Below are 12,395 nucleotides of genomic sequence, written 5' to 3' on the forward strand. Positions count from 1 at the left end.
TGGTATATTAACCTTTTTGATGCTTAAATCTTTACCTTTATGTATCACAAAAGCCGGACGCCTATCGCAATAATTTGCGAAAGGCGCTGGGCTTTCATTTCTTATTTCTTCAACGTTGCCAATTGACTGTACACTTGGGAACGTTCTTCCATGTCTTTCACGGTTTGATCCAACATGTCGTCCACTTCTTCGCTGCTTTCTTTAATATTTCGCAACGCAGAGAAACGCACTTGGTTTTCCATGAAGGCCGTCATCTTGCTGTAATCTTGTTTTTTATAGTCGATACGCATTGGATCTTTGCCTTTTTCTTTGAGGCGTGGATCGTAGCGGTACAACTGCCAGTAACCAGATTCCACAGCTGCTTTGGCGTTGTCGATGGATTTGGACATGCCGCCGCGGATACCGTGGTTGATACAAGGGGTGTAACCGATAATCAATGATGGTCCAGGATATGCTTCTGCTTCCATGATGGCTTTGATGGCTTGCATTGGGTTTGCTTCAATGGAAATTTGGGCCACATAGACATCTTGGTAGGCAATCGCCATCATCCCTAGATCTTTTTTCTTGTTTTTCTTCCCGCCGGCTGCGAATTTCGCAATCGCTGCAGAAGGGGTCGCTTTCGACATTTGGCCGCCGGTATTGGCGTACAATTCATTGTCCATGACGAAGATGTTGACATCGGCACCGGTAGCCATCACATGATCGATCCCAGAGTAGCCGATATCATACGCCCAACCATCCCCACCAACAATCCATTGCGAAGTTTTGACAAACATGTCGGCTTGCGCCAAGATGTCGGCAAATGCTGGGTCGTTTTCGGATTTGACCGCAGCGATAGCTTTGGCCGCCCGTTGTTGGGTACCTTCACCTTCGTGGACGTGTTCCAACCAATCTTCTAACAAGTTTTGGGTTTCAATCGAGCCTTTTGCTTCCGCCAAGACTTTTTCTACAGCTGTCGCTAGGCGTTTGCGTTTGGTTTCATTGGCGATATACATCCCCAACCCATATTCGGCATTGTCTTCAAACAAAGAGTTACTCCAAGCAGGGCCGCGACCATCGGCATTGGTGGTATATGGTGTCGCTGGTGAAGAACCGCCCCAGATAGAAGAACAGCCCGTAGTATTGGCGATCATCATGCGATCTCCAAAGAGTTGTGTCAGCAATTTGATATATGGGGTTTCGCCACAACCAGCACAAGCTCCGGAGAATTCCATCAATGGTTGTTCCAATTGTGAGCCTTTGACTGAAGCTAGTTTGAACGGATTGGCCTTTTGCCGTAACGTCATAGCAAAGGCCCAGTTCATCGCTTCTTCCTTCATCTCTTCATAAGGTTTCAGCACCAACGCTTTTTCCTTGGCTGGGCAGACTTCCACACAAAGGCCACAACCGGTACAGTCTTCCACCGATACTTGGATGCGGTATTGCGTACCGTCTACCCCCTTCATATCCCGAGTGATAAAGCCAGCTGGCGCTTCTTGCATCTCTTGGTCATCCGCCATAAATGGACGAATCGCTGCATGAGGACAGATGAAGGCACATTCGTTACATTGGGTACAATTATCCGGCAGCCATTCCGGTACTTCCAAAGCGATACCGCGTTTTTCGTAAGCCGCGGTCCCCATCGGCATTTCGCCACCTAGCATGCCATTGTTGATCAAATCCCCGACTGACAAAGCATTGCCTTCTTGGCGATTGATTGGTTCCAAAATATTCTTCACATAAGCTGGTTTGTCACTGACATCTGTGACTTCTTCTTGCAAGACGATGTGGGCCCATTCTGCTGGCACAGCGACTTTCACCAAAGCTTCGAAGGTTTCATCGATCGCTGCCCAGTTGTTTTCGACAATCTTGCGGGATTTCTTCCCATAAGCTGCATCAACTTCGGCTTTCAACAACGGTAAGAAGGTCTCACGATCCATGATATCCGTCACTTCAAAGAACGCTGCCGAACAAACGGTGTTGATCCGGCGCCCTAAACCATTTTTCACAGAAATATCCATGGCGTTGATGATATAGAAGTTAATATCATGTTGGGCAATGTATTTTTTCAGGCGATTTGGTAAGTTTTGTTTGACTTTTTCTTCGTCCCAAACGGTGTTCAATAAGAAAGTCCCGCCGTCTTTCAAGCCTTTTAACAAGTCGTATTCGTGAATGTAGGCACTGTTATGACAAGCAATGTAGTCGGCCGCTTCCACATTGTAGGTAGATAAAATCGGATCATGACCGAAGCGCAGGTGAGAAATCGTTACCCCACCGGATTTTTTGGAATCGTAGGCAAAGTAAGCCTGGGCGTACATGTCGGTGTGGTTTCCGATAATCTTAATAGCCTGTTTGTTAGCCCCTACCGTCCCATCGGAACCAAAGCCCCAGAATTTCGCTTGGAAGGTGGAATCTGGTGTCAAATCTAATGTTTCCAACAATGGTAAGTTGGTATGGGTGACATCGTCATTGATGCCCAAAGTGAAGCGGAATTTCAACTGTTCCACTGGCAATAATAAATGATCAAAGACTGCCACGATTTGGTCAGGTGTCACGTCTTTTGAAGCAATCCCGTAGCGTCCACCGATAACCAATGGCCGATTTTCATGACGGAACAAGATGGATTGCACATCCAACAGCAATGGTTCCCCATCAGAGCCTGGTTCTTTGGTGCGGTCCAACACGGCAATTCGTTCCACGGTTTTCGGCAATTTTGCCAAAATATTTTCAGTTGGAAACGGCCGGTATAAGTGAATGTTGATATGTCCCACTTTGCGCCCTTGAGCGTTGAGGTAGGCCACTGTTTGTTGGATCGTCGGTGAAGCTGAACCCATAGAGATGATGACTTCCGTGGCTTCTGGGTCCCCGTAGTAGTCCACCAAATCATAGTTGGTGCCCCGTAACTCGTTGATTTTACCCATGTATTTTTGGACGATAGCCGGCATGTCATCATAATATTTATTGACCGTTTCCCGTTGTTGGAAATGAATATCTGGGTTTTGGGCAGTTCCAGAAACAGTCGGATGATTTGGGTTCATCCCCCGTTTGCGGAAGTTTTCTAGAGCTTCCCAAGGCATCATTTCTTTCAAATCTTCGTAGTCCAACACTTCGATTTTTTGCAATTCATGGGAAGTCCGGAACCCATCAAAGAAGTTCATAAAGGGCAAACTGCCTTCAATCGACGCCAAATGCGCGACTGCTGACAAGTCCATCACTTCTTGGACGCTACCTTCTGCCAACATACAAAAACCAGTTTGGCGGGCAGCCATCACGTCACTGTGGTCCCCAAAGATGGATAGCGCATTGGTGGATACCGCCCGCGCTGCCACATGAAAGACCGTTGGCAACAATTCACCAGCAATCTTAAACATGTTAGGAATCATCAGTAATAGCCCTTGTGAAGCCGTATAAGTGGTAGTTAAGACACCGGTTTTAAGTGAGCCGTGAACCGTACCTGAGGCGCCGGCTTCTGACTGCATTTCCACTAAGTTGACTGTTTCCCCGAAAATATTTTTTTGTTCATGGACGCTGGCCCATTCATCTACGACTTCCGCCATAGTGGAACTTGGTGTGATGGGATAAATTGCGGCAACTTCGGTAAAAGCGTATGAGACATAAGCTGCAGCAGTATTGCCATCCATCGTTTTCATTTTTTTCATGTCGCTGTTCCCCTCGATTCTGATTGATCGCCTGTCTGGTGTAACATTTCAGGCGGATGACAGTCCCCAAAAGGCCATCATCCCGTTTTCTAGCTATCAGTAAGCGCTTACTCCAACTGATAGTTTACTCCCCTGTGTCAAGTAGGCTGGAGGAACTCGTTACCCTTTCGAAAATACAGGGGCAACCGCGACATGGTTGGCAGATAGCTCTTCCCATGCATCGGTTGCGACTATATTTCCAAGGGACTAGTTCATGAAGCCAACCCTTGTAAGACTGGTGTTTCCTTGTTTTGACTTGTGAAATCTGATAATTTCTTAGTCCCGTAAAGCGTTTCGTTTGCCGTTGGATTAGCAAAAATCCTTATGGCCATCTAGGTTCCGCCGTAAGTAGCTGCTTCCGGCGGGCTGGTCCTATCGGAAAGTAGCGGTGATTAGACCGTCACTTCCGCTTTTTTCGTTTGAATATACTGGTCAATTTGGGTGGCTGCCACTTTCCCGGCTCCCATCGCCAAAATGACGGTCGCCGCGCCAGTCACGATATCTCCTCCGGCAAAGACCCCCGGAATCGACGTTGCCCCAGTGGCAGGATCAGCATCGATATAGCCCCAACGATTGAGTTGTAATTCTGGGAAAGTATCCAACAAGACCCGGTTCGCTCCTTGTCCGATGGCTTCAATGGCCGTATCGGCTTCCACGATAAATTCACTACCAGGAATGACTTGTGGACGGCGGCGTCCGGATTCATCCGGTTCCCCCAGCTCCATCTTGACGCATTTGACAGCGGTTAGTTTCCCTGTGCCGTCATTCAGGTATTCAATCGGATTGCTCAACCAATGGTAGTTGATGCCCTCTTCCACGGAATGATGGTACTCTTCTTCGCGGGCTGGTAATTCTTCCCGAGACCGACGATAGATGATGGAAACATTTTCTGCTCCCAAGCGTTTTGCCGAACGAGCGGCATCCATCGCCACGTTGCCGCCACCGATTACCACCACGTTTTTGGATTTTTGGACGGGGGTGTCATAGGTTGGAAATTCGTAGCCTTTCATCAAGTTGATGCGGGTCAAATATTCACTAGAACTGTAAACGCCATTCAATGACGTCCCCGGAATACCCATGAAGTTTGGTGCGCCGGCGCCAACAGAGAGATAACAAGCATCAAAGTCCGCCATGATTTCCTCCATCGTAATGGTTTTCCCCACCACCACGTTGGTTTCGATGGTTACGCCGGTCGCTTGAATCCGCTCGATTTCTTTTGAGACGATAGCTTTCGGCAAACGGAACTCAGGAATACCGTATGTCAGCACCCCACCGGGCATATGCAAGGCTTCAAAGATCGTCACTTCATAGCCTAGTTTAGCCAAATCACCGGCTGCCGTAAGTCCGGAAGGTCCTGAACCGATGACCGCAACCTTGCCTTTGTCGTGAGAAATAGCCAAAGGTTCGATGGGCTGTTGCAAAACCCAGTCAGCCACCAAGCGTTCCAACTTACCGATAGCTACCGGTTCAAACTTCTTGGATTGGCCTAAGCGGCAAACCATTTCACATTGTTTCTCTTGCGGGCAGACCCGGCCACAAATCGCTGGCAAATTGGTGTATTTGCTCAAGATTTCTGAAGCCGCAGCCATATCCCCTTCTTCAATCTGTTTGATAAAGCCTGGGATATCAATCATCACCGGGCAATTTTGGATACAGGGTGCGTTTTTACATTGGAGACAGCGACTTGCTTCTAGCTGCCCTTCTTCTAAGGAATACCCAAGAGCGACTTCCGAAAAGTTTTGATTACGAATTTCCGGTGCTTGTTCCTTCATGGGCGTTTTTGTATAACTGCGCTTAGCCATGTTGTGTCACCTTCTTTTCATAATCTTCGTTTGCTACGGTTTCCTCATTGCGATACTGACCCATCCGATTGACAAACTCATCCCAGTCAACTCCGGCCCCCAAAAATTCAGGGCCATCAACACAAGCAAACTTGATTTGATTGTCCACCGTCACCCGACAACCGCCACACATCCCGGTTCCATCCACCATGATTGGATTCAAGGAAACGTAAATCGGGACGCCGGCTGCTTCAGCGGTCAACGTACAGAATTTCATCATGACACTGGGACCAATCGCCCAAGCCATGTCGATGGTTTCTTTGGCAAAGACTTCCTTCATGGCATCGGTAACTAAGCCTTTTTGGCCTAGGGAACCGTCGTCGGTCATGAGGATCAGCTCATCAGAGTATTGGCCACACTCTTCTGCCAAAATCATCAAATCTTTATTTTTAGCACCGAGAACGGTAATCACATGATTGCCAGCTTCTTTCAAGGCTTTGACGATCGGGAACAAGGCCGCAATGCCGACCCCGCCTCCGACTAACAAAACGCTACCATAATTTTCAATATCAGTGGCTTTTCCTAATGGCCCCACCAAATCAGCTAGACTTTCACCAGCTGTTAAGGTGGCGAGTTCAGCCGTGGATTTGCCGATTACTTGAAAGATCAAACGGACAAGCCCCTTTTCAACATCGGTATCCACGACGGTCAATGGAATTCGTTCCCCATGTTCGTTGATGCGCAGGATGACAAATTGACCGGCTTTGGCCTTTTGTGCAATCCGTGGCGCTTCAACGTAAATCTCAAACTCGATTGGATTTAATTCTGTCTTTTTTACGATTTTAAACAACGAATGATTCCCCTATCTATGTGAGACTGCGCTACCCAAGCTTTACGCTCCCCCTTGCAGTCAGTCTTTTTCTAATCCTTAAGCGGTCGCTTCCACCATGGCTTTGACGAAGGCTTTCAAGACCACTTCATCTTCATCGTCATAAGCATTTTCGATCTTCACTAGGTCAGCACCTTTTGTCGCGCCAGTTTTGCCAAAAGCTTCTTCAAAGTCGATCGCTGCTTGGCAGAAGTAATCCGGGTACAACTCGCTGTCACCAGACCCAACGACACCAAAGACTTTGCCTTCCAGTTCTTGTTCAGGCAGTTCTTCAAAGAAATCTTCCAAGTCAAATGGAATTTCGCCATCGCCATCTGTATAAGTGGCTACCACGCAGATATCGGCCTCTTCGAAAGTATCTTCATCGGCATCGTCCGCTTCAACCAATTCCACGTCGACGTCCAAGGCTTTGAATTGTTCTTCTAAGAATTCGGCAATCCCTTCTGTGTTCCCAGTTGCGCTTGCGTATACAATTTTTGCTGCTGTCATTAAAATCTTCCTCCTTGATTTTTCTTTCACGGCAAAAGTGCCAGTTTTAAAAACATAAAATAGAATTAAGTAGATTTTACCTGATTCTATAATACTTCATTTGTGTGTATAACTGAACAAATTTTTAGGTTTTTTTTGCATTTTTATTGCTGCGGTTGACATCACTTGCTAAAAAAGCTTGGTGTATCGCTCTTTTAAACAAATAATGAAAATTAGCAATTTTCTCACATGTAATCGTTTTTATTTGGTACAATAACAATGTCCCCGAAACTAGCGGGAGCTTACTACGACAAACCGGCTATACTTGTGGACTGGTTCAGCCCTCTTGGTAGCCAAGTGAAAGGAAGTGAAGACACCTTTCTTGCCTGCAAGAAACTGTCGCAAACATGAACAATCATACCAAAAGCAATGCCCTCTGGATCACCCAAACAGCCATCATGATTGCCTTAATCGTCGTCATTCAAGCAACGACTAGTGGTCTAGGTCAATTTGTCACCGGGAGTCTGGTGAACCTGATTTTGATCCTGACGGTCGCCTTGGCAGGTTTTACCAGTGGCTTGACGGTGGCCTGTCTTTCACCAATCTTTGCCTTTATCTTTGGCATCGGGCCTCAGTTTCCCCAAATTATCGCCTGCATCATGGCGGGCAATGCCGTGTTGGTCACTGCTTGGTGGCTCATCTTAGGGAAAAACGGCCACACGCAGTACCCCCGAGTGGCAGCAGCGGCCCTTGTCGCAGCCCTCTTGAAATTTACCATCCTCTGGCTTTTAGTCGTCAAAATCGTCGCCCCTCTAGCCAGCAATATCCCGGCACCTGCTAAGCAAAACCTAGCAAAGATGTTTAGCACGCCGCAATTGATCACGGCCTTAATCGGTGGCGGAATCGCCTGCCTGCTCCTCCCCCAGTTAGCAAAAGCCTTAAAACACCGGCCAGCTAACCAAAAAACCACAAATTAATTTGCTAGGATAAAACGAGGATACAGTAAGTAAGGTGAGGTAGCGAACACGCTACGTCACCTTTTTTAGCACCAAATGGCTGATGACGGAGCTCTATCCTCAGGCACCAAATCAGTTGCTTTTTCCAAGGACTCGCTTTTTCGCCAAATAAAAAACTGGTAGAAGTTGCCCTTGGTAAAGGAGCGTCAGCAGGCTGACGGACCCTTTTGCACCAAGACAGACTTCAACCAGTTTCAGGATCATTTCAAGGGACGTAAGAGGAACAATAAAACTACTGGACTTCCAGTCGTTCTTGGTAACTCGTGTGTAACAGATGATGAGCTTTTAAGCTACCAGGTTCACCCAAGTATTCGGCGTACAGACGTTGCACCACCGGGCTTTCATGGGAGCGACGAAGGGTCTTCTTTTGATCCTCAGTATACAAGGCCGCAGCGCGCAAGCCTTGGAGATCGACGAAATTGCGGACCGAGGCTGGTTGGACTGGTTGACCACCACCATTGATACAGCCGCCAGGACAACCCATGACTTCGACAAAGTGATAGGTCTTTTCCCCTGGGATGATTTTCTCTTCCAAGAGACGTTTGGCATTGCTGATCCCGGAAGTCACGGCGATGTTGATATCTTGCCCATTAATCCGGTAAGTGGCTTCTTTAATGCCAGCCATTCCCCGGACTTCATTAAACTCTAAAGGCGCCGCTTGTTCGCCGACTAAGCGTTCCACCGCCGTCCGCAAGGCGGCTTCCATCACCCCACCAGATGCACCGAAGATATAGCCGGCACCAGTAGCTTCCCCTAAAGGATTGTCAAAGGCTTCATCTTCCAAATAGGCAAATTGAATCCCAGCTTTATCGATCATGCGGGCCAATTCCCGCGTCGTCAACGCCACATCCACATCAGGGAAACCGGCTGCCGCTTCGTCTTCCCGTGTGACTTCAAATTTCTTAGCGGTACAAGGCATGATTCCCACCACGAAAATCTTTTCCGGGTCGATGCCCATTTTTTCAGCATACCAAGTCTTGGTCAAGGCTCCAAACATCTGTTGCGGGGATTTACAGCTAGAGAGATTAGGAATCATTTCCGGATGGTAAGATTCACAATATTTTACCCAACCTGGGGAACAAGAGGTAAACAGCGGGAACGGCCCGTTGTTGTTGACTCGTTCAATAAATTCATTGGCTTCTTCAATGATGGTAAAGTCAGCGGCAACGTTGGTATCAAAGACTTTGTCGAAGCCTAAGCGCCGTAACGAAGCCACCATTTTGCCTTCCACATTGGTCCCAATCGGCATGCCAAATGCTTCACCTAGAGTCACCCGAATCGATGGTGCGGTTTGTACCACCACATATTTTTCTGGATCCGCCAAGGCTTGCCAGACTTCCGCCGTCTGGTCTTTTTCGTGAATCGCCCCTGTCGGACACACGACGATACACTGCCCACAGGAAATACACGCCACATCCCCTAAGCCTAGCTCATAGGCGGAACCGATGTGGGTGTTGAAGCCCCGGTCATTTGCGCCAATCACCGCTACGGCTTGGCACTTATCACAGGCCGCCACACAGCGTTTGCAAAGGATACATTTGTTGTCATTGCGAACCATGTGAACGGCACTATCATCGAATTCCCACTGGTTGTTTTCACCGTTGTAGTAGTCTTCATCATCGACGTTGAACTCTTTACACAGCTTTTGCAATTCACAATTGCCACTGCGAATACAAGAGAGGCATTTTCGCTCATGAGTGGACAAGATCAACTCCAAGGTCAATTTGCGGGAATCAAAGACTCGTTGGGAATTGGTGACGATTTTCATGCCTTCGCGAATCGGATAAACACAAGCCGTGGCGAGGTTTTTGACCCCTTCTACTTCCACGACGCAAATCCGACAGGCACCGATTTCATTGATTTCTTTCAGGTAACACAACGTCGGAATATCGATATTGTTTTCCCGCGCTGCTTGTAAAATAGTCGTGCCCTCTGTTGCATAGCAGGATTGACCATTGATAAAGATTTCGATTTTATTCATAGTAGTACTCCCCTCCTAATGCACATAGATGGCGTCAAAGCGACAAGTATCTTTACATAAACCACACTTGATACACGTTTCTTGATCAATTTCATAAACTTTTTTGACTTCTCCACTAATCGCTGACACCGGACAAACCCGGGCACAGGCAGAGCAACCGGTACATTTTTCCGGATCGATGCTGTACTGGATCAAGTTTTTACAGACTCCAGCTGGGCAACGACGCTCTTGCACGTGGGCCAAGTATTCTTCTTTAAAGTAATGATAAGTGGATAACACCGGGTTTGGCGCCGTTTGACCGAGTCCACACAGGGAGTTTTCTTTAATATGATGGCAAAGTTCTTCCATCTTATCCAAATCCGCCATCGTTGCTTTTCCGAGGGTAATTTTATCCAAAATTTCCAATAGGCGCTTGGTCCCAATCCGACATGGCGCACATTTCCCACAACTTTCTTCCACGGTAAACTCTAGGAAGAACTTGGCGATATCCACCATACAGTTGTCTTCGTCCATGACAATCAAGCCACCAGAACCCATCATCGAACCGATTTCCATCAAATTATCATAGTCAATCGGTACATCATAGTGTTCTTCGGGAATACAGCCCCCTGAAGGTCCCCCTGTTTGGGCGGCTTTAAAGGCTTTACCGTCAGGAATCCCACCGCCGATATCTTCGACGATTTCTCGCAAAGTGGTCCCCATCGGAATCTCCACCAAACCGGTATTTTGAATCTTGCCCCCCAAAGCAAACACTTTGGTCCCCTTCGACTTTTCGGTTCCCATGGCCGCAAACCACGCCGGGCCTTTGACGAAGATTTGCGGGATATTGGCTAACGTCTCCACGTTGTTTACCGTGGTTGGTTTGCCAAATAACCCCTTCACTGCTGGAAACGGTGGACGTGGCCGCGGTTCTCCCCGCCGACCTTCGATACTTTCCAACAAGGCGGTTTCTTCCCCGCAGACAAAAGCCCCCGATCCCAACCGGATATCCAATTGGAAGGAGAAGTTACTACCAAAAATATTGTCCCCCAATAAACCATTTTCCCGCGCTTGTTGGATGGCAATTTTCAACCGATTGACCGCCGTCGGATATTCCGCCCGCACGTAGACATAGCCTTGATTGGCCCCAATCGTGTACCCGGCAATCGCCATCGCTTCAATCACCGCGTGGGGATCGCCTTCTAACACCGAGCGATCCATAAAGGCGCCGGGGTCCCCTTCATCAGCGTTACAGACCACATATTTTTGATCCCCCGGGCTATTTTTGGCGAAGGTCCACTTCATATAAGTCGGGAAACCAGCTCCTCCCCGCCCCCGCAGACCAGAGATTTTCAGCTGATCCAACACGTCATCTGGTGAATACTCGTGAACCACTTTTGCTAACGCTTGATAGCCATCAAAGGCGATATATTCCTCGATTTTTTCCGGGTCAATCCGGCCACAATTTCGCAGCGCCACCCGTTCTTGTTTGTGATAAAAAGGTGTATCCATCAATTTACTGATGACTTCTTTGGTTTCATGGTCATGGTAGAGTAGTTTTTCGATGGGCTCACCACCGATTAAGTGTTTTTCCACGATCTTTTTGGCATCTTTAGGGCCCACTTGATGGTAAAACGTCCCTTCTGGATGGACGATCACGATTGGCCCTTGGGCACATAGCCCAAAACACCCCGTCGCCACCACTTCCACTTCATCAGCCAAGCCATGAGCGGCCAACTCCAGGTGTAGATTATCAATAAAGTCCCGGCTTTTAGAAGATAGACAGCCGGTCCCGGCACAGACCATGATTTCCCGTTTTTTCGTACCAAGAGCTGTCTCGCCGCCTTCATCCAGACGGATCGCGACTTTTTGGCGATATTGTTTTTTTAACTCATTTAGTTCTTGCCAAGTTTTCATAATGCAATCCTCGTTTTCTAGATTATTTGGCTATTCAGCCTTGCTTTCTTTGATATATGTCGCCAGCACCTTATCCCCTTTTTTAGTGGTAAGCCGACCGTAAACTTCTTCGTTTACCGTCAAGACTGGCGCCAAACCACACGCTCCGATACAGCGGCAGGATTCCAAGGTAAACAGCCGATCCCCAGTGGTTTCCCCAGCCTTGATTCCAAGCGTCGTCTCATAGGAATCTAAAATATTCCCCGCCCCTTTGACATAGCAGGCCGTCCCCATACACACACTAATCGTGTATTTGCCCCGCGGTACAAAGGTAAACTGAGAATAAAAGGTCGCGGTACTATATAACTTTTCCAACGGTACCGCCAATTCTTTGGAAATGCGTTGCAACACTTCAATCGGCAGATAGCCATAAATCCGTTGGGCTTCCTGTAATGCCGGCATTTGCCCCCCTGCCTGACATTTCAGTTTTTGTAAGACCTCGTTTAGTTCGTCGTACTGACTACTCGTTTCGACGAATTCAAAGGCAACCGTTTGTCCACTCATAATGAAATATTCCCTCCCCAAATGAAATAAATAGTTAAAATACAATAATTATAGCGCTTACAATTATCATTTTATCAAATTTTTCCGTGAAAATGTGAACTATCTCGGAAAATGAGGAGGATTATCGGTGATAATCGTTTTCAA

Annotated in this window: 8 protein-coding genes; 1 reads left to right on the forward strand and 7 read right to left on the reverse strand. The window is 47.6% G+C overall.

The genetic code is table 11. From position 1 onward, the window contains the following. Window positions 1-101: 101 nt before the first annotated feature. The 4 genes from nifJ to ACO03U_RS03100 all read right to left on the reverse strand — a co-directional run bounded on the left by nifJ (window position 102) and on the right by ACO03U_RS03100 (window position 6,836). On the reverse strand, window positions 102-3,638 hold the full coding sequence (nifJ, locus tag ACO03U_RS03085) for a pyruvate:ferredoxin (flavodoxin) oxidoreductase (protein WP_204685630.1): 3,537 nt from the start codon (window positions 3,636-3,638) through the stop codon (window positions 102-104). Window positions 3,639-4,069: 431 nt separating this feature from the next. Then, window positions 4,070-5,479, reverse strand: a complete 1,410-nt coding sequence (gene gltA / locus ACO03U_RS03090; RefSeq protein WP_204685628.1) for an NADPH-dependent glutamate synthase — start codon at window positions 5,477-5,479, stop codon at window positions 4,070-4,072. Beyond that, on the reverse strand, window positions 5,472-6,308 hold the full coding sequence (locus tag ACO03U_RS03095; protein WP_204685626.1) for a sulfide/dihydroorotate dehydrogenase-like FAD/NAD-binding protein: 837 nt from the start codon (window positions 6,306-6,308) through the stop codon (window positions 5,472-5,474). Before ACO03U_RS03095 ends, gltA begins: the two co-directional genes overlap by 8 nt. A gap of 78 nt (window positions 6,309-6,386) precedes the next feature. Next, window positions 6,387-6,836: a flavodoxin gene (locus ACO03U_RS03100; RefSeq protein ID WP_161869340.1), complete on the reverse strand. Its 450-nt coding sequence runs from the start codon at window positions 6,834-6,836 to the stop codon at window positions 6,387-6,389. Window positions 6,837-7,222: 386 nt separating this feature from the next. Between ACO03U_RS03100 and ACO03U_RS03105 the strand changes: the two genes are divergently transcribed. Beyond that, complete coding sequence (locus ACO03U_RS03105) at window positions 7,223-7,792, forward strand: ECF transporter S component (protein WP_204685625.1); 570 nt, start codon at window positions 7,223-7,225, stop codon at window positions 7,790-7,792. A gap of 271 nt (window positions 7,793-8,063) precedes the next feature. Here the strand turns inward: ACO03U_RS03105 and ACO03U_RS03110 are convergent, their stop codons facing one another. Genes ACO03U_RS03110 through ACO03U_RS03120 form a run of 3 tightly spaced genes read right to left on the reverse strand, consistent with a single transcriptional unit; the run spans window position 8,064 to window position 12,251 of the window. After that, window positions 8,064-9,812 carry an NADH-dependent [FeFe] hydrogenase, group A6 gene (locus ACO03U_RS03110; RefSeq protein ID WP_204685623.1) on the reverse strand — a complete coding sequence of 583 codons (1,749 nt, stop codon included), beginning with the start codon at window positions 9,810-9,812 and terminating at the stop codon, window positions 8,064-8,066. 15 nt (window positions 9,813-9,827) lie between these two features. Continuing rightward, window positions 9,828-11,708 carry an NADH-ubiquinone oxidoreductase-F iron-sulfur binding region domain-containing protein gene (locus tag ACO03U_RS03115; RefSeq protein ID WP_204685621.1) on the reverse strand — a complete coding sequence of 627 codons (1,881 nt, stop codon included), beginning with the start codon at window positions 11,706-11,708 and terminating at the stop codon, window positions 9,828-9,830. 30 nt (window positions 11,709-11,738) lie between these two features. Then, window positions 11,739-12,251, reverse strand: coding sequence for an NADH-quinone oxidoreductase subunit NuoE family protein (locus tag ACO03U_RS03120; protein ID WP_204685618.1), 513 nt, complete (start codon window positions 12,249-12,251; stop codon window positions 11,739-11,741). Window positions 12,252-12,395 lie beyond the last annotated feature (144 nt).

The organism is Enterococcus diestrammenae (genome assembly GCF_049384045.1).
Taxonomy (GTDB): domain Bacteria; phylum Bacillota; class Bacilli; order Lactobacillales; family Enterococcaceae; genus Enterococcus_C; species Enterococcus_C diestrammenae.

Coding starts and splice junctions, on each gene's coding strand:
- ACO03U_RS03115 (WP_204685621.1), bottom strand. CDS start 11,708: ATGAAAACTTGGCAAGAACTAAATGAGTTAAAAAAACAATATCGCCAA.
- ACO03U_RS03120 (WP_204685618.1), bottom strand. CDS start 12,251: ATGAGTGGACAAACGGTTGCCTTTGAATTCGTCGAAACGAGTAGTCAG.
- nifJ (WP_204685630.1), bottom strand. CDS start 3,638: ATGAAAAAAATGAAAACGATGGATGGCAATACTGCTGCAGCTTATGTC.
- gltA (WP_204685628.1), bottom strand. CDS start 5,479: ATGGCTAAGCGCAGTTATACAAAAACGCCCATGAAGGAACAAGCACCG.
- ACO03U_RS03105 (WP_204685625.1), top strand. CDS start 7,223: ATGAACAATCATACCAAAAGCAATGCCCTCTGGATCACCCAAACAGCC.
- ACO03U_RS03110 (WP_204685623.1), bottom strand. CDS start 9,812: ATGAATAAAATCGAAATCTTTATCAATGGTCAATCCTGCTATGCAACA.
- ACO03U_RS03100 (WP_161869340.1), bottom strand. CDS start 6,836: ATGACAGCAGCAAAAATTGTATACGCAAGCGCAACTGGGAACACAGAA.